Genomic DNA, 21,889 nt, shown 5'->3' on the forward strand with positions numbered 1-21,889 from the left:
GCCAGACCCCTTATCACGCCCGCATCAGATACGCATCGATCGATGTACCTGCCGCAAATCCCTCGTCGCTGGCGGAGATGAGCAGCCATGCGTCCGCACGGGCGATGGCCTGAAGCGACCATTCGCCCACGGCAAGCGGCATCCAGGCGCGATGTTCCTCAGCCAGCAAAGCGATCTCGGTGATGCCGACGCTGGAGGCGATTTTTCGCGCAAGCGGCAGCGACACTTTTCGACGCGGCCGGCGCGCCGACAAACCGTCGACGAGCGGCAGCACGAGTGCAAGCCAAGCTGCAAGCGCATGATCGGGCGAGCCGGGCAAGGCGACGACGGGAACCCGCCCCAGCCGTCCGACCGCAGCGGTGCGCCCCGGCTGCAGCGCAAGGCCGTGCGCCATCACCTCGCCGCGCCCGGCGAGGGCGGCGATGGCGGCGTCCTGGCGGCCGACGCCGCTACCGCCGATGGTCAGCAGGACATCGCAGGAGGACGCATCTAGCGCATCGGCGATCGACGCTTTATCGCGTGCATGCGCTTGATGCGTTTCCACATCCAATCCCGCTGTGTGCGCGATCCCGGCAATCGTCTGCGCTGTAACCGTTCCACCCGGCACATTGACGATGCGCAGCCGCGGCCGCCTTACGGCGAGTTTCTCCACGCCCGCCACACGCGCCAGCAACAGGTCCGCCGCACGGATGGGATGGCCGGCGTCCCCCACGGCCCTGCGCGCGGCGATGTCGCGGCCTGCACGCCTGACACCCTGCCCCGGCGCGCCCTCCGCAAGCACCTGGGCAAGCGGCCCCGACGTCTCCACGGCGTCGACATCGAGCACGCAGTCGCATCCCGCCGGCATCGCCTCACCCGCCTCGACCCATAAGGGGGCCATTGCCAGCGGCACAGGCGAGTAAGCGGACGCCCCGACGAGATCGTTGGCAGATAGCGCCCAACCGTCGACGGCCGCAACGTCCCGCGAAGGATAGGCGGCAAGCAGCGGCGCACCCGCCGCGATGCAGCCGATTGCGTCCGCCAGCGGCACCTCCACCGGCGCGACGGGATCAACGCCCCGCAGCAGCGCGGCGAGCGCGGTGTCGAGCGGCGTGAGCGAAGGTGGCAGGCGCTGGGTCATGCGCCATGAGGACCATGCATCGTCCGGTTTGGCAACCGCCGGCGGTGCCGGCCTCAACCCTCAGCCGCCCGACCTATCCGAATTGGGGAAGAACAATTGCTGTCCGTCCACCTTGTAGCCGGCGATCGCCGTCTGCCCCTCCGGCGACGTCAGCCAGTCGACGAAGGTCTGCGCGAGGTCCTTCTTCACGTTCGGGAACTTCGCAGGATTCACCAGCATCACGCCATATTGGTTGAGCAGCCGCCGGTCGCCTTCGACGACGATGTCGAGATCGCCGCGATCGCTGAACGCGATCCAGCTGCCGCGATCCGCAAGCACATAGGCATTGGCGGCGCGCGCGGCCCCGAGCGATGCGGCCATGCCGGGGCCGGCCTCGCGATACCAGGCGCCCTTGGCGCCGGCAATGTCGATGCCGGCGACGATCCAAAGCGCGAGCTCCGCGGCATGAGTGCCCGACCGATCGCCACGCGTCACGAACGGCGCGCCCTTGGCTTCGATCGCCTTCAGCGCCGTCGCGATGTCCTTGCCCTTCACGCCCGCGGGATCGCTCTTCGGCCCGATCAGCACATAGTCGCTGTACATCACGTCGTAGCGCTTCACGCCAAAGCCGTCGGCGACGAACTTCTCCTCCTGAGGCCGCGCGTGCATCAGCACGACGTCGACCTCGCCCCGCCGCGCACCATCGAGCACTTCGTCGGCGCGCCGCGCGATCACGGTGACGTCGATGCCGGTCTTGTCGCGGAAGATCGATAGCAGATAGTCGAGCAGCCCGGATTCCTGAGTCGCCGTCGTCGAAGCGAGGACGATGCTGCGGTCCTCCGCGGCCGACGCCGCAACGCCTGCGGCAAGGCCGCAGAGAAGCGCAAGTGCAACGGACAGGCGGCCCATGATCGGGTTCCCTCAGGTTTGACGCCGTCATGATGATGATCGATTGCGCCGCACTCGTGACGCGTTTTGCGCTGCCGGCCGGGAAATTTCGGCAACTTCATCGCGGCGCACCGCCCGCGCGATCTCTCTAGGATCGTTCACCAAAGCAGAGATCGCGCGTCGTGACGTGTTGCAAAGCAGCGAGATGATCGGGCATGGTTCCCCGCGACAAATATCTGAAATGCAGAATTCCACCTGCGTCGGACGTCAAAAAGAAGCAAGAATTTGCATAGGAATGCAGGATGGAATTCCTGACCACCAGCGAAGCCGCCGACTACCTTCGGCTCGGCGAACGCAAGCTTTACGAACTCGTCACCACCGGTGCGATCCCCTGCAGCAAGGTGACGGGAAAATGGCTGTTCCCACGGCACGAGCTCGACCTTTGGGTCCTGTCGGGCCTTGCGCGCCCGGCCGGCATGTTGATCGCCGAGCCGCCGCCGGTCGTCGGCGGCAGCCACGACGAACTGCTCGATTGGAGCCTGCGCGAGTCCGGCTCGGGGCTCGGATCGATGAACGAGGGCAGCGCGCGCGGGCTCGAGCGCTTGCAGCGCAATGAGGTGATGGCTGCGGCGGTGCACTTCCACGCGCTCGACGCCGGCGACAATGTCGCCAGCGATGCCAGCATCGAAGCGCTGCGGACCACGCCAGACCTGCATGATGCGGTGCTGATCGCGTTCGTGCGCCGCGAAGAGGGTCTCCTGCTGCCGCACGGCAATCCCAAGCACCTGCACAGCCTGACCGACGTGCTCGCAGCCGGGGCCCGGATGGCGATGCGGCAACAGGGCACGGGCGCGCAGATGCTGCTCGACGTGCTGCTCAGGCGCGCCGGCGCCTCGATGCGGGACTTGCGCCGGATCGAGCCGCCGGCGCTGACCGGCCCGGATCTGGCCGAGCTGGTTCGCGCCGGCCAGGCCGATTGCGGCATCGCGACGCGCTCCGCGGCGCGCTCGGCCGGTCTCGATTTCGTGCCGCTGGTCTGGGAGAATCTCGACCTCGCGATGCGGCAGCGCAGCTATTTCCGCCCCGCCATGCAGGCCTTGCTCCGCTTCCTGAACGAGCGGCGGCTGCGCCAGCGCGCGGAGGAGCTGACCGGCTACGATCCCTCCCCCGCAGGACAGATCCGCTTCGCAGCCTGACATTGACGCCAGCCCCCTAATAGTTGCAAAAGAAACCAATTCGACCGGGCCATACCCGGACAAGCAACACCGGCCAATGAGCCGGATCAGGGAGGAGAAACGTGAACCCAATCAGATTTGGAGTGCCGGTCGCGGCCGCCTTGCTGGCGACCCTGCTGTCCGGCGCGGCGTCGGCGCAGGTTTCCGACGACGTCGTCAAGATCGGCGTGCTCACCGACATGAACGGCCCGGCCTCGGCGCCGACCGGCCAGGGCTCGGTGACCGCGGCGCAGATGGCGATCGACGATTTCGGCGGCAAGGTGCTCGGCAAGCCGATCAGCGTCGTGATCGGCGACCACCAGCTCAAGGCGGACATCGGCGCTTCGCTGGCGCGGCGCTGGTTCGACGTCGAGCAGGTCGATCTGATCGTGGACGTGCCCGTTTCGGCGGTCGGGCTCGCGGTGCAGACCATCGCCAACGAGAAGAAGCGGCTGTTCATCACCCACTCCACCGGCACCGCGGACTTCCACGGCAAGTTCTGCTCGCCTTACGCGATCCAGTGGGTGTTCGACACCCGCGCGCTCGCGGTCGGCACTGCGGATGCGGTGGTCAAGCGCGGCGGCGACAGCTGGTTCTTCATCACCGACGATTACGCCTTCGGCCATTCGCTGGAGCGCGACGCTTCCGCCGTCGTCACCGCCAATGGCGGCAAGGTGCTGGGCTCGGTGCGGCCGCCGCTGGCGACGCCCGATCTCTCGTCCTTCGTGCTGCAGGCGCAGGCCTCCAAGGCCAAGATCATCGGCATTGCCGCCGGTCCCCCCAACAACATGAACGAGATCAAGACCGGCGCCGAGTTCGGCGTGTTCAAGGGCGGCCAGCAGATGGCGGCGCTGCTCGCGCTGATCACCGACATCCACGGCATCGGCCTGCAGGCGGCGCAAGGCCTGCTGCTGACCACCTCGTTCTACTGGGACATGGACGACAAGACGCGCGAATGGTCGAAGCGCTATTTCGCCAAGATGAACCGGATGCCGTCGATGTGGCAGGCCGGCGTCTATTCCAGCGTGATGCACTATCTCAACGCCATCCAGGAGACCGGCAGCGACGATCCGCTGAAAGTGGCAGCCAAGATGCGCGAGAAGCCGATCGAGGATTTCTTCGCCCGCAACGGCAAGCTTCGCGAAGACAATCTGATGGTGCACGACCTCTGGCTGGTGCAGGTGAAGACGCCCGAGGAGAGCAAATATCCATGGGACTATTACAAGATCCTCACGACGATTTCCGGCGACAAGGCGTTCGGCCCGCCGGACCCGGCCTGCCCGCTGGTGAAGAAGTGAGATTGGCGAGTGGCGAATAGGGAGTGGCGAATGGAAGCTTCCATTCGCTATTCGCAATTCGCCACTCGCTACTTCACCACCCCGATCTCGCGGAAATACTTCAGCACGCCCGGATGAATCAGCTCCGGCCTCGGCGCGGCCGCGACCGTGTTCGCGGCTTTGGTCTCGCAGGCCTGCGCGAGCTTCCTGCAGAACGTCGCTTCGATACCGTGCAGCGTCTTGGCGAGGCGGTAGGCGACGTCGTCAGGCAGATCCTCGCGCGTGAGGATGAAGCTCCAGGAACCGAGCGAGGGGATCGGCTCGGTCTGCTTCGGGTAGGAGCCGGCCGGCACGGTCAGCGGCTTGAGAAACGCATGCTTGGCGCGGATGCGCGCGATCTCGTCCGCGCTGGGCGCGATGAAGCGCGCGCCCGACGCGCTCGCGGCGACCGCGGCAAAGCCGGGCCAGCCGATGCCGGCGCCCCAGAGCGCTGCGACGCGGCCGTCCTCGACCATCGCGGGGCCGTCGCCGGCGCGGTCGAGATAAACAGCCTTGAAGTCCTCGTCCTGCTTCAGGCCGAGACCATCGAGCACATAGCGCGCCAGGATCGGCAGGCCGGAGCCCCTGGCACCGAACGCAACGGGCTGACCGACGAGATCGCGGATGGTCGTGTACGGGCTGTCGGCGCGCACCACGAACATGCCGGGGTTGGAATAGATCGCGGTGAGGATCTTCAGCGCTACCTTCGCACGGCCGATGCCGGCGAAGGCTTCATAGGCCGGCTCGCCCGCGACCAGTGCGAGATCAAGCTCGCCCTTCTCTAGAAGCGGGATGTTCTCGCTGCTGCCCTTGGTGTTGCGCGGGACGATCGTGATTTGCGGATCGGCCGCGTTCATCAGCTCCGCGAAGGCGTTGCCATAGAGCGGGAAGCCGCCGCCGGGTGTCGCGGTTCCCAGGCTGATCGTCGCGGTCGGAATGGCCGTGCCTCCGGTCTGGGCGGCGGCGGGGCTGGCGAACAGCGCCGCACCGAGAAGGATCATCGCGAATCTCATGGTTGTCCCTGACGGGCCTGCGTCAACACCGACTTGCGGCGATGTAGGCAGCCGCCGGTTTTTATGAAAGCATGCCGCGCAACGACAATAGAACAATGGGAGGTGTCATGTTGCGAATTTTGCGTCACGGTGTTTTCGGACTCGCAGTCCTGTTGGGTCTTTTCAGCGCCACCCCTCCCGCCGCCGCAGCCTATCCCGATCGTCCCGTACACTGGCTGATCGGCTTTTCCCCCGGCGGCCCAGTCGACATCGTGGCGCGGATCATGGCGCAGTGGCTGTCGGAGCGGCTCGGCCAGCAATTCATCGTCGAGAACCGCACCGGCTCCGGCGGCAACATCGCCGCGGCCGCGGCGATCAACGCCCCGCCGGACGGCTACACGCTGCTGTTCGTCGCGCCCAACAACGCGATCTCGACCTCGCTCTACAAGAAGCTGCCGTTCGACTTTTTGCGCGACACCACCCCGGTCGCGAGCATCATGCAGCTCACCAACATGCTGGTCGTCTCCAACGCGTTTCCGCCGAAGTCGGTTCAGGAGTTCATCGACTACTGCAACGCCAATCCCGGCAAGATCTCTTATGCCTCCTCCGGCAACGGCACCTCGGTGCACATGTCGGCCGAGCTGTTCAAGGTGATGACGAAGTGCGACATGGTGCACGTGCCCTATCGCGGCTCGGCCGTCGCCTTCCCCGACATCATCTCCAACAAGGTGCAGCTGATCTTCGACAATTTGCCCTCGGCGATGGAGCAGGTGAAGGGCGGCAACGTCCGCGCGCTCGGCGTGACCTCGCCGCAGCGCTGGCCGAGCGTGCCCGACGTGCCCGCGATCGCCGAGACCGTGCCGGGCTTCGAATCGGTCGGCTTCTACGGCATCTCCGCGCCGAAGGGCACGCCGCCGGAAGTTATCGAGACCCTCAACAAGGCCGTCGGCGAAGCGCTGAAGGACCCGAAGCTGGTGGCAAAGCTCGCCGAGACCGGCGGCATCCCCAAGCCGATGACGCCGGCCGAGTTCGGCAAGCTGGTCGCGGACGAGACCGCGAAGTGGCGCAAGGTGGTCGAGTTCGCCGGGGTCTCGGTGGACTAGGCAGCGGCCGTGCCGCCGAGCGCAGCCGCACCATGTTCGAGGGGGCCAACAGGCCCTCTCAAACAAAGTTGCGAAAACAACCCCATGCACAGTAGACGAGGCCAGTGATTTCAATGGGTTACCGCCCACCTCGAAAATCCTTCCGAAAACGCGGTTTGCTTCGTCGGGCAAAACAGGGTTATACAGGCATCATCGCCCATTTCGGTTATTCGAAATTTATCAATGATGCCGTGCCGGCGTTCCGATCCACCAGCGCCAGCATTGCACCCCCGCCTCAGGCCCTGTAAACGAACCGCGCACCGTTGCCGGCCGCGCTACCTGCGGCCGCCTCGCGGCGGGGCCTGTAGCTCAATGGTTAGAGCCGGCCGCTCATAACGGTCTGGTTGCAGGTTCGAGTCCTGCCGGGCCCACTAGCGAATCAAGTACTCAGGCGGCGGACCGACTCTACGTCCCGTTTGCTTTATCTCACCTCCTGAGGGTCGCTGTTAGGTTTTAGCCGCGTCATCTATTTGAGGCTCTCGTCCGCGAACACATTGGACTTTTGTTTCCAAGCTTTCCATGTAGTACGAGGGTCGCTTGGTAGTTCTTTAAGGAACCTTCGTTCACCACGAGCCTGCAGCTTTTTATTTTCGTTCCACGGACCTTGACCGAAGGTTCTTACCGCTGCGTATATCGCAGCTATCTGAGCCGACGGCACCTGAAACTCGATCATCATCAGGCGCATAATATTGTCGCTCTCTTCACGGCTCCTAGATTGAACCCAATAGAGGTAATCATGGACAATTGCCGGGTACGTGTACTCTCCGTCTGGGCGGAGCAAGGTGTAGAAGGCTGACGGAATGCTGGCAAAGTCTGTCACAAAGCCGGCAGGTACTTGAACAGAAGCTATTTTCAGAGCGGGATCATCAGCACTCCAACTGATCGGCTTTTGTAGAACCCACATCGGATCCTTAAACCTAAAAACAAACAGCCCACCATGCGGCTCGCGAGCTCTCACCCCGGTCCACGCGTCCATCCATTCTTTCATATTCCCTGGCTTGGCCGTTGCGTTTTCAATGCCGAGAGCCGAGCCCAGTCCTGCGGCCGCGACAAAGCGCAGCGCTTGCCGTTTTGAAATTTTCATAACCACCCCTAATTCAACGATTGAATGCCCATGTAAGACGAGCGTCTTAACCAGGGCGTCTGCCTAAAGCTTGTCGACTGCGAAACGCGTCGACGAATAGAAGCGTAAAGGTCGTCAATGTCATCCGACTGGTCTCTACGCGACTGAGTTGCAACCGATGCTTTCAATGCATCAATCAAGCTGGTCGTAAATATGCCACCCCGCCAATCTTGAGACTCCAGGCTGCTTTGACGGCCCTTGGATGCAGCAATAATGGTGATGTCGCCGTTATTGCGCGCGGCCAAAAGCTCTGCAGCACTATCTTGGCCGGCATCAGCGGAATGGCACGCATCAAGAAAAACGAAAACTCTCCCTTTAGCATGACCAAGCATCTCTGCGATACGCTGAAACGACAGGGTCTCAACCGGCCCTCCCTTCGACCCCCCTGGTAACAACAATGAAAACTCGCCGGACGACGACATGCCGTGCGACGCAATAAAAACCACAAGAGTGTCAGAAGGGGCGGTCGCCTCGGCTGTCTCTCGAATCGCCGTAAGAAGCTGATTGGGTCGGACGGCTCCTAAAATGCTTTTCGATTCAAATCTCTGATATGAGGGCGCTAACGAGTCCTTAATAGCTGCCAAAAAACGTTTAGAGTCGCTTTCTGCGTAGCGAAGGTCAACGACTGGCGTGTTGTCGAGTCGACCGTTATTGAACCGGTCTACCCCAACAGATATGACACGTAGTGTCCCCGTGTACGGCTCGGCGTTCACAAAAAACGGCCGAACCGAACTGATCAGCCCCCGGTCGTCTTCAACCAAAAAATTCAACCAACGCCCCTGTTGAACAAACTTTTCCTCAAACACATCGGCGAAATCAACCCCAGTCAGTTGCTTGGTTTGAACCACACGTCCATCGAGGATGATGCGAAACTCTCGCAAGCCTGCCTCAGAATGTGCTGTCACTCGGTATGTGTCATTTATCCTCGTGACGTCTAAGCGGGGAGGTATGAGGCCAGCTTGCGGACCGCCCACACTCATTGAATTGGAAGCTTGTTGTGCAATGCCGGCTCTTCTCAATCGGCTTGAGAATTGATCTAAACTATAGAATTCGTCCGAACCTGGCACACGCACAAAAACATACGACGCACCTTCGGGAGAAGATTCAAAGTTCAGTGCGCGATCGTAGAGCACGATCTCCTCATCCACATATCGTCCTCCAAGTTTCAATTCGGTCGACACCAGATCATAAAGTTGAAGCGCGCCGCTTTGGTTTATTTGCAACACTGACTGGTGATCAGTTGTCATCGTTACAGAGCTCAATTCAAGCGAGTTTGAGAAGCCCTCAAAGGATTGGACGAATTCCATCGACGGAAACTTGAAAACCGCCGCACCGCCGGAGTCTAAGGACGTCACGATGACAAAGCGGTCATTTACCAAATTCACCTTCAGATTTGGAGACTCGGTTAAACGCAACCGCGCTCCGATTTTTGACCTCACTGGATCAATCCCAGTGGGGTCTGATACATCTCCCGCCTCGGAATAAGACGCCGCCAGCCGCTTGTAGACTAGAGGTTCACTTTCCTTTTGGGGGACAAAGAGAGAGATAAAGTCACCATACTTGTCAGGAGCCGTTCCGCAATAATCGGATTGTTGAAAAAGATAAACGGACCCAACGACCGACTCGATACTCCAGAGCGCATTTAAGCGGTTTGCGCTGACAATTGGAGGCTCTTCACCCAGTTCGCCCCATTCCTTTCCGCCGTCATCGCTACTGCATGCTCCAAAAGTTCCGTAGGTTTTGGCAAAGTAGGTCTTGTCCAACAATTTTTTAGGCGCATTCTCTCTAAGCGTTAGCCGAGTTCGACCTATTGATGCTGCTTTCATTACAGGTTCGAGCAATTTGAAGGCCGATCTTGTCCAACTAGCGTAGTCATTGTTGTGCACCTTAGAAGGTGACTGCTTCCGAATTTCGGACGGCTCGTAAACACGAACTCCGAAAGCAGCCAGCGACGCAATCATCTTTTGCGTTTCAGTTTTTGGAGACACCGACAGCCCACTTACGCGCGTTGACCTCGCAACGGCTTTCGGCTTGCGGACTCGAATAGTTCGGCCGACCTCTTTGCGCAGCTGATCGTAGAATCTCGCTTTAAGAATCTTTGTTTGCTGGTTGGTATCACCATTCCAGACCCTAAAGGATGCTACGCTGACCGGATCTGAAAAGAGCCATTTTACAGCGTCTTGTTGTTTGACTTCGTTAGCGGGGACGCTTAGGTCATCTCCGATTATTTTTAGTTTCATAGTCTTAGGGAGCTGATATTTAGCTCGCTTTGGCGGCGAGCCGCGCGTTTCCTTTTCGCCCTTTTCCCAACTTTCAACCACGTCGGGAGAGTCCGCAACCTCGACAAGCGTTGACGCGTAGTCTGATTGGGCCCCTGCACGAATAAAAAGGCCATCAAAGTCAACCGTCAGATCGACTGAGCCAAACGCGTGACATGCATTACAATTTATATCGCCAGAGAAATTAACCCGGTCGTCGATGAGAACCTGAACCAGACCAACTGCTCCTTTGCGTCCATAGCCTATCAACAAGGCGGTATCCTCGTTCATCCAACCCCAGATGCTTGCACCGCCGAAATTTCCCTCCTCGATATCGGAGGTCGCAAATACGATCTTGCGGGAGACCACATCCAGAACTTCAAGCCGACCTGAGCCATTGTTGAAAGTTACATACCGTCCCCTCGTTGAAAATTTCGGAGTGGTGCCGCTTCCATCATAGATCAGGTCTCCCGAGGCTCTTCTATTAATCTGAAATCGTTGCTCGTATTCAGCTAAAACGTACTCTCCGTTAGGAGACTCAAATTCGGCACGAGGAGTGCCTTGGGAGAACTTGTTCTGTGTGACCAGTTCGGGCGGCCCAAACTCGACGTAAAAATCGATAGAACCGCTTAGGAATGTCCTTTCCGCACATGTGCCGTCTTGCTCATAAGTTAGGACCACGATGCTCCAGCGTACAGACGTTGATCCGCCTCGATAGAAGAAAGCTTCAGTGTGACCAGCCAAATTTGCCATGGTGCCTGAGAGAGGTACGACAAGACGTGTACGGGATTCGTCTGTACGCAATGAGTGCGTTGCGCGCGCCCGCGGGGGAAATGCGACGAAACCCTCTCCCTTGAAACGAACCGCTTCCGGGAAGCTCAGAACAAGATAGGTATTTCTTGGCAAGGCCGAACGCGGAATGTACCAGGTGAAATGTGTAGGGCTGCCAGTAGTCACCTTCGTTTGTTGAAGGCCTAGATAGGTTACGTTCGATTCAATCTTGTTGGAAACTGAGTGAGAAACGCGGCAAGCATTTGCGTCCTCTGCTATGAGGAACAGCGTAAGCAAACAAAGGCACGGCCAAGGCAAAGAATATTTCAGCCACCAGAAAATCCGCAAGGGGAGCTCTCCCTGATGCGCAATGGACTTCCGTAAGATTGTTATTTTTTTATCATGCACGCAATAGGAAATTACGGGAAGCAACTAAAGGGGCATACCGACAGAGGTGAGTTCATTCCGCTGCAATCAAAACACCGAAGCATATACTGTCCGTCGCCTTGGTAATGGCGAGCAAAAGTTAGCCCTGTTATGGATCGCGCAAAGTTGCGACTGCTCCACATAACAGTGCATTCAGGGGCCCGACTCCTGTAGAGTCCGCGAACAACGCACCGGCGCGGGCTTTCCAACCACCGGCTTAGCGAACTTACTCCGTTTGCTCCTGTAGGTCGCCTGCCTTGCGTGTCCAAGCCCAGGCCCAGCAAAGCTGTCAGTTACTAAGAAACAAATTGCTAAACCGCCTCTTCCCGATCCGGGTTGACTATCCTGGCAAATCAATCAGAGGGCCTTATAGCTCAGTTTCGAAAGTGGCGCTGGTCGGCCAATTATGGGTATCACTCGCGGCGTCAAAACGGGAGCACAGCGAACGCCATCCCGTCTGCGTTCATCCCGGTCTATGGGCTAGTTTATTTCTTCGCGTCGGAAACTAAACTCTCATCTCTCTCACAAATCCGAACGGCTGCTCCCGCCCAATAGACTGCACAGGCAGAAAGTGTTATCTAAGCGTGCATAGTTGCTATTTCTGCAATTTTTGAGGGAGACTTAGCGCACATGGCTATGACCATCAATGATGCAAAAATTGCTATCGGAATGATTGCTCGTGGTGACAAGCAACATGACGTTGCGGCTTGGTTTGGAGAAAATCAGGCGCGAATTGTCGAAGCCACAAACGGAAGCTTCGGCACAAAGGAAGCTGCTCCCGCCGACCAATTGCCGCCAAAAGGACCTCCTGGCGTCAAAGGACGATATCTCCACGCGTATGTCGAGAAGGCGATCAAGGCATTGGAAGCTGGGGATAACAAAACTGCTCTCGAACAACTCCAAGCCGGCGTAGCGCGCTACAATCGCGCCGAGTAATCGTCCTCCCGTTCCAACGTTTTACGGCATGGAGGTACCCACTGGAGAAGGGGGGGCCCTGATCTGCGTTTGTCCCAGACAAGCCAAGCGTATCCCGTCGCTGTTGATGCCTTTCGATCGACACGCCCTTTGACCATCGGCACTCGCTCGACGAATTGCGCGAAAGCTGTAGGCGGTCTTTTGGAAAATATCGTCTCATAACGTCCGCTGCTCTCCAAGAACACAGTGCGCGCAAGGATAGCGACACCTTGCCTTGCGACGTTTAAGGCTCGCAAAACGAACTCCTCAGCTAGCCGAAACGGCGGGTTGGTAATGACCCAGTCGTGTGAATTTGTTTCGTATGGGTAGCTCAGAAACTCGCGCACCGGTGCATAACCGTATGCATACGCATCCGCCGCCTCAACCACTTGGAAGTACTCTTGAAGCGGTCTCGCCATGTAACCTCGTCCGCACGCGGGCTCTAAGCACGTCATACGCGACAGTTCTGATTTTGAAAGGATGTGCTCACAGAGAGCCCGAGTGGCCCAGGGCGGCGTTGGAAAATCATCGCGGCTATCCTTGGCCTCGGTACGCTGAGCCATTACCGCATGTGAGATGTTCTGCATCGCCGCCTCTAGGCCATCAACATTGCTTCAGCAAATCACATCATGCCATACCATATTCGCGCAGGAAGATACGCGAAAAGCTGCGTCCTCTAAGGCGACAATGGCGCGATCCGGCGGCCCATCTAAATAAACCACCCGGCTTTTGGTGCGCATTACAGTGATAGTGCACCCAAATTGCAGACGCGTTGTCCGGAAAGGTAATCACCTTGGCGCCTAAACCTAAACCTTCCGATAGGTCACATGCGCCGTCGCGAACGGGATGCCGGCGCGCCCGGCGCTGCCGCGCACGATGCAGGCGCGATCGTCGATCGCGTATTTCGTCGCCTCCAGTGACGACAGGTCACTTGGGGTGGCGGCGGCGACGCAAGAGCTCGCCATCACAGCACCTGTGTTTCCAGAATGATCATTGTGGCGCGCAGCCTTCTGCGCCCTGCCGGATGTCCCGAGAAGCGATTTCAGACGGTGCGACGTCGAGCCGGACCGCGACACCGCTGAGGTCCGGGCTTGGTGCCGGATAGAGCTTCATGACGAGTGGATCATGACCGGGTACGATGTGATCCGCATCCGGCGCGGCTGCCCGCAGCTTGTCGAAACCTGCCAGCATGTCGCCGACATGAAAGGCGGTCGTGAACGGGCGCTCGCCGGCCATGTTCTCGTAGAAATTGACTGACGTCGGAGGCGAGCACAACGAAGCCCCGGCGGGTTCTCACGCGCACGAACTGAAGACCCTCCGAATGTCCCCCCGCCGCATGGACCGTCAGCCCCGGAGCGATCTCGGCGTCGCCATCGTAGAACAGGACGCGGCGCGCATAGTTCAGCCGCACGATGCCGCAGACATCCTCGACCTCGAAGGAATGCGACAGTCTCGGATATTGCATGTAGCGGCCGGTGGCATAGGCGAGCTCGCGCTCCTGGAGATGAAATCGCGCGTTCGGAAAGCGGTCGAAATTGCCGGCATGGTCGTAGTGCAGATGCGTGAGGATCACATCCCTGACGTCGGCTGCGTCGATGTCGAAGGCGCGAAGCGTTTCAACCGGACAGCGCAGGAACGCCCGCTTGCGCTGCTTCGCGATCGCGGCGTTGAAGCCGGTGTCAATGACGAAGACGCGTCCGCCACCCCTCGCCAGCCACATGAAATAATCCATCGGCATCGGCCCGTCGTGCGGGTCACCGCCGATGAAGTGCTCGCTCCGCCGCGCATCCCGCGTCGCGTAGCGGATGGCAAAGAGCTCGTATTCCGGCTCGCTCATGACTTCCACCAACCAAGTGGGGCGCGTTCAGGACTCCGCGTCAACTTCCTTGAAAGCCTCGCGTGCGTTGCGGAAAGCGTCGATGCCGGCGGGCACGCCGCAATAGACGGCGACCTGGAGCAGGATCTCCTTGATCTCCTCCTTGGTCAGCCCGTTCTTCAACGCGCCCTTCACGTGCAGCTTCAGCTCGTGCGGCCGGTTCAGTGCGCCGAGCATCGCCAAATTGACGATCGAGCGCGTGCGACGGTCGACGCCGGGCCGCGTCCACAGCGCGCCCCAGCAGAATTCGGTGGACCATTCCGCCATCGTGCGCGTGAACTCGTCGGCACCGGCGATCGATTTGTTGACGTAGTCCTCGCCGAGCACCTCCTTGCGGACTTTGAGGCCCTTTTCGAACAGTTCGGTCTTGGTCATGATCGTCCCTTTCAGGTCTTGCGAGAGTCTAGATGGAAGTTGTTCGGCGCATCGCCGAGGGCGGCCGCAACGATCGCAGCAGTTCGGCGACGTCAGCCACCGCATCGAGACGCCAGACGGCGTCGATGACACCATCCGCGTCCCAATTGCTCTGGCCCGTTCGCACGCTTTCGCGCAGCTTGGCCTCGAGATCGCGATCTCCAAGCGGCGCTGCCAGGCTGCCGCGCGGCGAGATGACGGTCTCGGTGAAAACCTCGCCGGACGACAGGCGCACGGTCACGCGTGCCGCACCATCCGGCATCCCGTCATCCCACTCCGCCCTCACCTTCTGTCGCAGCTGCACAATATCGGGCCGGACGACCGTCTCGCGTGCAAACTCGGCGACGCCGGCTCTGCCGAGCAGCAATCCACACGCCACGGAATGATGGATGCTGACGCGCGCATCGCGCTCGTTGTTGACGGGGCGGTCGCCGCGCGCAAGCAGCAGCGTCGAGCCTTGAACGGTCACGGTGTCGATCTGGTCGAATCGCCGACCGATCTGCTCTCGCAACTGAAGGCAGGCATCAATGACCGCATGAAAAACGATGCCGGCGGGATAGGGCTTGTAGGTGTTCCTGGCGATCTCAAAGGTCTTGCCGAGACCATCAAGCAAGCGGGCAATATCCGGCTTGTCACCCATGGTGCGAGCCCAACCGACCGGGCCTTCAATGGCGTGGGGGGCCGCCTCATAACCCTGCTCTGCAAGCAGCGCCGCAAACAAACCGTTGCGCGCAGCGTTACCGACGCTGACATTCTTCGCGGCACTGGGCAGGTTCTCGACATTGCCTGCCGACTGGCTCGCCGCGAGCCCGATGGCATTCGCAATGACCTCCGCGGGCAGGCCCAATAGTTTGGCGCAAGCCGCCGCGGCGCCAAAGATCCCGCAGGTCGAAGTGATGTGCCAGCCGCGCGCATAATGGCGCGGCGAAACGGCGGCGCCGATGCGGCATTCGACGTCCACACCGAGGATGAACGCCGTCAACAATTCGCGTCCAGACAGTTTATGCGTCTCCGCGAGTGCGAGGACTGGAGCTGCGACCGGTGCCGCCGGATGAATGATCGTCTCGGGATGGGTGTCATCGAAATCGAGCAGATTGGCCGAGATGGCGTTGAGAAACGATGCGCACATCGCGTCCATCGGCTGCGAATGACCGATGACCGTCGCGGTCGCGGCGCCGCTGAACGGCGACAGGGTTCGCATCGCCGCCATCACCACCGGATCGCGTGCGGAGCCGAGTGCCGTGGCGAAGAAATTCAGTATCGAGCGCCGCGCCTCGCCGCTCTGCGCCTCCACGTCCGCCCACGACGTCGCCGCGACGAAATCGGCGAGCGTCCTGCTCACGCTGGGAATTGAGTCTTGCGGCACGCGGGGCGTCTTCCTCGTTTTTCGGACCTTATGCCGATCCGCGGCAAACTGTCGACCCCAAATGTTATGCTTGACAGCTTGTCTGACAATCATAACAATCCGAACGCTGGCGCGGGGTCCCGCCGCCACAATGACGACGGCCGTCCGGAACGGCCGGCGACAGACAACAACAAGATCAAGACGGCGCACCCTGCTGGGGCGCGCTACAGGGAGTGAACTATGCCGGGAGAGACGCTCGGAGTGATCGGAACCGGCCGCATGGGCGGCCCCATGGCGGGGCGGTTGATGGACGCGGGCTATTCGCTCGTCGTCTACGACACGCAGACCGACGCGACGCAGCCGCTGGTCAAGCGCGGTGCCTTGGTCGGCAAGTCGCCGGCCGACGTCGCCTCGCGCGCCGACATCGTGCTCGCCAGTCTGCCGACGCCCGACATCGTCAAGACCGTCACTCTCGGCGAGGACGGCATCAGCAGCGGCAACCGCGCCAAGATCGTCGTTGATCTCTCGACCTCTGGTCCCGGTGCGGCGAAGCTCGTTGCGGAAGGGCTGAAAGCCAAAGGCATGACGCTGGTCGATGCGCCCGTCAGCGGCGGCATCAAGGGCGCCGTGAACGGCACGCTCGCCGTTATGGTATCGTGCCCGCAAGCGACTTACGACGTCGTGCAGCCGATCCTGAAGAATTTCGGCAAGCTGTTCTACACCGGCGACAAGCCCGGCGTGGCGCAGACCGCCAAGCTCGCCAACAATCTGATGGCGGCGGCGGCGCTGGTGATCACGTCGGAAGCGGTCGCCATGGGCGTCAAGGGCGGCGTCAACGCCAAGGTGCTGATCGATATCATCAACGCCAGCAGCGGCCGCAACAGCGCCTCCGAAGACAAATTTCCACGTTCGGTGCTGCCGGGCACGTTCGATTTCGGATTCACCACCGGCCTTTCCTACAAGGACGTCCGTCTCTGCGTGGACGAGGCCGAGGCCATGGGCGTGCCGATGGTCTGCGGCGCAGTGGTACGGCAGATGCTGGCGATCACCAACGCCAAATACGGCCCGTCATCCGATTTCACCTCGATCGCCAAGGTGCTCGAGGAGTGGGCCGGGGTCGAGATGCGCGGCTGAGCGCAAGAGCCTTTGGGAGAAACACTTGCGATGACGAACGGCCCGACCGGATCAGGCAAGGTATCGCTCGCGCGCCAGATGGCGCGGAGCGCGCTTGCCATTGATCTCGGAGATTTCGGGCCTGAAGTGGTCGCCAAGGCCAAGCTCTGCCTGCTCGACTTCCTGTTCTGCGCCTTCGAGGCCGGTCATCATCCCTGGAGTCGTCAGGCAATCGCGATCGCACAACGTGGCGGCAGCGCAACCATCGTCGGAATGTCGCAACTCTCCTCGCCGGCCGATGCCGCCTTCGCCAATGCCGTGATGGGGCACGGACTCGTGCGGGAAGACATGCATGCCGCCAGCATTGCGCACCACGGCGTGGTGATCTGGCCGACATTGCTCGCGCTGTCCGAACAGTCGCAGCTGCACGGCTCAAGGCTGCTCGCAGCCGCGATCATCGGCTATGAGACCGGCGCGCGGATCGGCCGCGCGTTGCTGACCTCCGATCTCGCCCGGCTCTATCGTCCGACCGGCCTCGTGGCCCCGCTGGGCGCGGCGCTCGCCGGAAGTTTCGCGCTCAACCTGTCCGAAGACGCAGCGACCAGCGCCATCGCGATCGCAGCCAACACGTCCAGCGGTCTCAACGAGTGGCCGCATGCAGGCGGCTCCGATATGTATTTTCATCCGGGCTTCGCCGCCAGCAATGCGATCAAGGCAATCGGCCTCGCCGCAGCCGGCGCTTTCGGCTCCGAAACGATCCTGGAGGGCGAGGCCGGCCTCTTCGCCGCCTATCGTCGCCAGGCCGCGCCCGACAGCATCGCGCTGTTTCCGAATGGCGAATGCGAGATCATGGCGGTCTATAACAAGCCGGTCCCGGCCTGCAATTTCGCGCAGACCGCCGCGCAAGCGGCCCTTCGCGTCTCGCACGAACTCGCCGGCCCCGAGGAGATCGACCGCGTCGTCATTCGCGCTCCCGATGCCGCCGTGCGCTATCCTGGGTGCGCCTCCACCGGCCCGTATCGGAACGCGCTCCAGGCCAAGATGAGCATTCCCTTCAGCGTCGCGGCCACGCTCGTGAGGGGCGAGATCGAGGAAGGCAACTACGCCGAACTCGATGATGTCGATATCATCCGCCTGGTTGCGATCACGAAGCTCGAGCCGGATGTCGGCTTCACCACCGCGTTCCCCGACAAGCAGGGCGCGGATGTGAGCGTGCATCTGCAGAGCGGCCGGACGATCCGGCACGCGCTACCCGACGTCATCGCCGCGACGCCTTCAGATATTCGCACGCGCTTTCGCACGGCCGCTCAGGGTGTCCTCGGTGAGGACCGCGCGCACCGGTTGGAGCAACTCATCGAGAACTGCGAACGGCTCGGCAATGCCGGCGATATCGCAGCACTATGCCGCCTGGACACGGCGGAACGGGTTTTACGATCGGCATCATAAGAAGTGCCGGAGAGTACGGGGGAAACATGGTCGACTTCGAGACCCGCTTAGGTTCGTCAGCCGCGCGGAGGCGAAGCTGATGGAAGGATTTTTGCAAGCGCTCGCCGCGGGCCTTCTGATCGGCGCCGTCTACGGCCTGATGTGCGTCGGGCTCGGCCTGATCTTCGGCGTCATGCGCGTCATCAACTTCGCCCATGGCGATTTCATGATGCTCGGCATGTACACTGCCTTCTATCTGTTCACCGCCGCCGGCGTTCAGTCGTTCTTCGGCAATGCCGTCGGACCGTTCGTCTCCATCCTGCTGGCCGGCCCCGTGCTTGCCGTATTCGGCTACTTCGTCCACCGGGCACTGATCTCGCACGTCTCGGGGACGCGCACCGCCTCGCTCGAAGGCGAGGGACACTACGCCCAGCTGATCCTCACGCTCGGCATCGCGCTGATCCTGCAGAACGGCGGCCTCATCGTGTTCGGCTCGGTGCTGGCCTCGATCCGCACGCCGCTGTCGAGCTCGGCCTGGGAGCTCGGCCCCTTCTTCGACATGAGCATCTTTCTCAACAAGGCCCGCAGCATCGACATGATCGTTTCGCTGATCATGATGATCCTGCTTTCGCTGCTGATTACGCGCACGCGGATCGGCAAATCGCTTCGCGCCGCCGCGGATAATCCGACCGCCGCGACCTATATGGGCATCGACGTCGACCGCGCGCACCGGACCGCCTTCGCGCTCGGCTGCGGCATCACGGCGATCGCCGGCGGCCTCCTCGCTACGAACTATCCGTTCCACCCGTTCGTTGGCCTCGAATACGTCATCGTCATGTATGCGGGCGTCGTGCTCGGCGGCATGGGCAGCATCATCGGCGCGTTCTGGGGCGGCATGACGATCGGGCTCGTGCAGCAGATGTCGACGCTGATCCTGCCGACGCAGCTGCAGAACGCCGCGATCTTCGCCGTCTTCCTCCTCATCATCTTCTTCCGACCGCAAGGCTTCTTCGGGCGGATGGTGGAGAGGACGTGATCATGCTCCGGATGCGCTCCTTTCTTCCTCCCCTGCTCTTCACGATCGCCTATGCCGCGCTGTCGCTCGGCGTCACCAATTCCTACTACCAGCTGATCCTGACGCTGGTGCCGGTGTGGGCGGTGTTCGGCCTCTCCTGGAACCTGCTCAGCGGCTACACCGGACTGATCTCGTTCGGCCACGCCGCGTTCTTCGGCATCGGCGCCTATGCAACCGCGCTCGGCCAGATCTATTTCGACATCTCCCCCTGGCTGCTGATCCCCATCGCGGCCGTGCTCGGCGGCATCGCCGGGCTGCTGATCGGATTTCCGACCTTCCGCCTCCAGGGCCACTATTTCGCCCTGGCGATGCTCGCCTACCCGCTTGCCATCCTCTACGTGTTCGAGTGGCTCGGCTTCCAGGAGGTGACGCTTCCGATCAAGCGCGACGCGCCGATCGCCTACATGCAGTTCGCCGATCCGCGCATCTACACGCTGCTGGGGCTCGCAATCATGCTTGCCACCATCGTGCTGACGCAATTCATCGAGCGCTCCCGCTTCGGCATGGCACTGCTCGCGATCAAGCAGAACGAGGCCGCCGCCGAGGCGGCCGGGATCAATACGCTCGCCTGGAAGCTGCGCGCGATCACGCTTAGCGGGGCCATTGCCGCGGCGATCGGCGGCTTTTACGCGCAGGTGTTGTTGGTCGTGACGCCGCAATCGGTGTTCGGCATGCTGGTGTCGGCCCAGGCGCTGACGGTTGCGATGTTCGGCGGGGTCGGCACGGTCTGGGGACCGGTCATCGGCTCGGTGATCCTGATCCCGCTCGCCGAGATCCTGCACGCCGAGGCCGGCGCACGCTTCCCGGGCATCCAGGGCGTGATCTTCGGCTTCGCCATCGTCTGCGTCATCCTGCTGGCACCGGAAGGCCTGTTCTGGAAGCTGCGCGATCTCCTGCGCAAACGGATCGCGCCTAAGGCGGCTGCCTCCAACCCGCCCGAAACATCGGCTGCCAACGTCACCACGCTGAAGCCCGCCCCCCGGCAGCGCGCCGCCACCGGTGAAGTCGTGCTCGAAGTCAAGAACCTGTCGCGGTCCTTCGGCGGGCTCAAGGCGGTGCAGGATGTCAGCTTCAAGCTGCACCAGAACGAGATCCTCGGCATCATCGGCCCCAACGGCGCCGGCAAGACCACGCTGTTCAATCTCCTCAACGGCTTCCTGAAGCCGAGCGAGGGTGAGGTGCTGATCGATGGCCGCAACATGTCCGGCCAACGGCCGCACGTGATCTGCGAGGCCGGCATCGGCCGCACCTTCCAGGTGATGCGACCATTCCTGCGCATGTCGATCCTCGACAACGTCGTGGTCGGTGCCTATGTGCGCGCGCGGTCCGACGACGAAGCTCGCAAGCTTGCCGCCGATGCAGTTGCCCGTGTCGGGCTCTCCGCCGTCGCCGACCGCGTCGCCGGCGAGCTTTCGACCAAGGAGCTGCGGCTGATGGAGCTTGCCCGCGCGATCGCCGGCCAACCACGCATCCTGTTGCTCGACGAGACCCTCGCGGGCCTCGGCCACGGCGAGGCGGACGAAGTCGTCGCCGTGATCCAGCAGCTCGCGCGCGACGGCATGACCATCGCGATCATCGAGCACACGATGCAGGCGATGGTCCGGCTGGTCGACAGATTCGTCGTGCTCGACCACGGCGCCGTCATCACCGAAGGCCTGCCGGAAGTGGTGACGCGCGACAACCGGGTGATCGAGGCCTATCTCGGCAAGAAATGGGTGGGCCATGCTGCGAATTGAGGGATTGAGCGCGGGCTATTCGGCCAAACCCGTCCTGAACGACATCTCGATCAATGTCGGCGCCGGCCAGTTCGTCGCCATCGTCGGGCCCAACGGCGCCGGCAAGACCACGCTGTTCAAGACCATCTCCGGCATCGTCAAGCCGAGCGGCGGGGCCATCACCTTCGACGGCGTCGACCTCCTCGCAGTGCCGCCGCCACAGCGCGCCCATCTCGGCATCGCCCACGTCCCCGAGGGCCGCCAAGTCTTCCCGTCACTGACCGTGATGGAGAATCTGGAGATGGGTGCGATGACGGAGAGCGGTCGACGCGACTGGCAGAGCAACATCGAGCGCATCTTCGAATGGCTGCCGGTGCTGAAGGAGCGCCGCAGCCAGTTCGCGGGCACGATGTCAGGCGGCCAGCAGCAGATGCTCGCGATCGGCCGCGGCCTCGCCTCCTCGCCGAAACTCTTGATGCTGGACGAACCCTCGATGGGGCTGGCGCCCTCAACCGCCGACTTCATCTTCGATCGGCTGATCGAGATTCGCCGCCAGTCCGGGCTGACCATGCTGCTGGTCGAGCAGCGCGTGGCGGAAGCGCTGGAATCCGCGGACCACGGCTACGTCCTCGAAGCCGGCCATGTCGTGCTCGAAGGCAACAACGACACGCTGCGCGCCGACGACCGCGTGCGGAAGGCCTATCTCGGTATGTGACGACCATAAAAAAAGACCAGGGAGCAAA

The 21,889-nt window shown here is 61.6% G+C and carries 16 protein-coding genes, 1 tRNA gene and 2 pseudogenes; 10 read left to right on the plus strand and 9 right to left on the minus strand.

Annotated elements, in window-relative coordinates:
• Positions 1-13 precede the first annotated feature (13 nt).
• Together ACM43_RS05350 and ACM43_RS05355 are read right to left on the minus strand one after the other, a co-directional pair.
• Positions 14-1,120 carry a molybdopterin-binding protein gene (locus ACM43_RS05350; RefSeq protein ID WP_271538653.1) on the minus strand — a complete coding sequence of 369 codons (1,107 nt, stop codon included), beginning with the start codon at positions 1,118-1,120 and terminating at the stop codon, positions 14-16.
• A 60-nt stretch (positions 1,121-1,180) separates the two neighbouring features.
• Positions 1,181-2,008 (minus strand): substrate-binding domain-containing protein, encoded by an 828-nt coding sequence (locus ACM43_RS05355; RefSeq protein WP_157285455.1) that lies wholly within the window; start codon positions 2,006-2,008, stop codon positions 1,181-1,183.
• 281 nt (positions 2,009-2,289) lie between these two features.
• Between ACM43_RS05355 and ACM43_RS05360 the strand changes: the two genes are divergently transcribed.
• On the plus strand, positions 2,290-3,183 hold the full coding sequence (locus ACM43_RS05360) for a helix-turn-helix transcriptional regulator (RefSeq protein WP_271538656.1): 894 nt from the start codon (positions 2,290-2,292) through the stop codon (positions 3,181-3,183).
• Positions 3,184-3,284: 101 nt separating this feature from the next.
• Complete coding sequence (locus ACM43_RS05365; protein ID WP_036026621.1) at positions 3,285-4,499, plus strand: ABC transporter substrate-binding protein; 1,215 nt, start codon at positions 3,285-3,287, stop codon at positions 4,497-4,499.
• Positions 4,500-4,567: 68 nt separating this feature from the next.
• On the opposite strand, the gene ACM43_RS05370 is transcribed toward ACM43_RS05365, so the two are convergent.
• Positions 4,568-5,530 carry a TAXI family TRAP transporter solute-binding subunit gene (locus tag ACM43_RS05370; protein WP_271538658.1) on the minus strand — a complete coding sequence of 321 codons (963 nt, stop codon included), beginning with the start codon at positions 5,528-5,530 and terminating at the stop codon, positions 4,568-4,570.
• Positions 5,531-5,637: 107 nt separating this feature from the next.
• Between ACM43_RS05370 and ACM43_RS05375 the strand changes: the two genes are divergently transcribed.
• Together ACM43_RS05375 and ACM43_RS05380 are read left to right on the plus strand one after the other, a co-directional pair.
• The gene (locus ACM43_RS05375) at positions 5,638-6,612 is read left to right on the plus strand and encodes a Bug family tripartite tricarboxylate transporter substrate binding protein (protein WP_271538660.1); all 975 of its coding nucleotides are present in this window, start codon (positions 5,638-5,640) and stop codon (positions 6,610-6,612) included.
• Between the two features lie 337 nt (positions 6,613-6,949).
• Positions 6,950-7,022, plus strand: a tRNA-Ile gene (locus ACM43_RS05380).
• Between the two features lie 95 nt (positions 7,023-7,117).
• On the opposite strand, the gene ACM43_RS05385 is transcribed toward ACM43_RS05380, so the two are convergent.
• Both ACM43_RS05385 and ACM43_RS05390 read right to left on the minus strand, forming a co-directional pair.
• Positions 7,118-7,735: a DUF1353 domain-containing protein gene (locus tag ACM43_RS05385; RefSeq protein WP_271538662.1), complete on the minus strand. Its 618-nt coding sequence runs from the start codon at positions 7,733-7,735 to the stop codon at positions 7,118-7,120.
• An 8-nt stretch (positions 7,736-7,743) separates the two neighbouring features.
• Positions 7,744-11,151 carry a caspase family protein gene (locus tag ACM43_RS05390; RefSeq protein ID WP_271538663.1) on the minus strand — a complete coding sequence of 1,136 codons (3,408 nt, stop codon included), beginning with the start codon at positions 11,149-11,151 and terminating at the stop codon, positions 7,744-7,746.
• Between the two features lie 708 nt (positions 11,152-11,859).
• Between ACM43_RS05390 and ACM43_RS05395 the strand changes: the two genes are divergently transcribed.
• A complete protein-coding gene (locus tag ACM43_RS05395; protein ID WP_271538665.1) occupies positions 11,860-12,165 on the plus strand; it encodes a hypothetical protein in 306 nt (101 codons plus the stop codon).
• An 824-nt stretch (positions 12,166-12,989) separates the two neighbouring features.
• Here the strand turns inward: ACM43_RS05395 and ACM43_RS05400 are convergent.
• The 4 genes and pseudogenes from ACM43_RS05400 to ACM43_RS05415 all read right to left on the minus strand — a co-directional run.
• Positions 12,990-13,085, minus strand: a pseudogene (locus tag ACM43_RS05400) (DUF3833 family protein); the annotation flags it as partial.
• 88 nt (positions 13,086-13,173) lie between these two features.
• Positions 13,174-14,020 (minus strand): annotated as a pseudogene (locus ACM43_RS05405) (N-acyl homoserine lactonase family protein).
• Between the two features lie 27 nt (positions 14,021-14,047).
• Complete coding sequence (locus ACM43_RS05410) at positions 14,048-14,434, minus strand: carboxymuconolactone decarboxylase family protein (RefSeq protein ID WP_157285224.1); 387 nt, start codon at positions 14,432-14,434, stop codon at positions 14,048-14,050.
• Between the two features lie 28 nt (positions 14,435-14,462).
• Complete coding sequence (locus tag ACM43_RS05415) at positions 14,463-16,028, minus strand: MmgE/PrpD family protein (RefSeq protein ID WP_271538669.1); 1,566 nt, start codon at positions 16,026-16,028, stop codon at positions 14,463-14,465.
• 30 nt (positions 16,029-16,058) lie between these two features.
• Here ACM43_RS05415 and ACM43_RS05420 point away from each other — a divergent pair, with 30 nt between their 5' ends.
• The 5 genes from ACM43_RS05420 (at position 16,059) to ACM43_RS05440 (ending at position 21,861) form a co-directional block, all read left to right on the plus strand.
• Positions 16,059-16,952, plus strand: coding sequence for an NAD(P)-dependent oxidoreductase (locus ACM43_RS05420; protein WP_271538670.1), 894 nt, complete (start codon positions 16,059-16,061; stop codon positions 16,950-16,952).
• 30 nt (positions 16,953-16,982) lie between these two features.
• Positions 16,983-18,377 (plus strand): MmgE/PrpD family protein, encoded by a 1,395-nt coding sequence (locus ACM43_RS05425; protein ID WP_271538672.1) that lies wholly within the window; start codon positions 16,983-16,985, stop codon positions 18,375-18,377.
• A 79-nt stretch (positions 18,378-18,456) separates the two neighbouring features.
• Positions 18,457-19,392, plus strand: a complete 936-nt coding sequence (locus ACM43_RS05430; protein ID WP_036011532.1) for a branched-chain amino acid ABC transporter permease — start codon at positions 18,457-18,459, stop codon at positions 19,390-19,392.
• 2 nt (positions 19,393-19,394) lie between these two features.
• A complete protein-coding gene (locus tag ACM43_RS05435) occupies positions 19,395-21,167 on the plus strand; it encodes a branched-chain amino acid ABC transporter ATP-binding protein/permease (protein ID WP_271538847.1) in 1,773 nt (590 codons plus the stop codon).
• A complete protein-coding gene (locus ACM43_RS05440) occupies positions 21,154-21,861 on the plus strand; it encodes an ABC transporter ATP-binding protein (RefSeq protein ID WP_036011537.1) in 708 nt (235 codons plus the stop codon). The genes ACM43_RS05435 and ACM43_RS05440 overlap by 14 nt, the downstream gene beginning before the upstream one ends.
• The last annotated feature ends 28 nt before the right edge of the window (positions 21,862-21,889 follow it).

The sequence above is a fragment of the Bradyrhizobium sp. CCBAU 45321 genome (assembly GCF_028128975.1).
Classification (GTDB): domain Bacteria; phylum Pseudomonadota; class Alphaproteobacteria; order Rhizobiales; family Xanthobacteraceae; genus Bradyrhizobium; species Bradyrhizobium yuanmingense.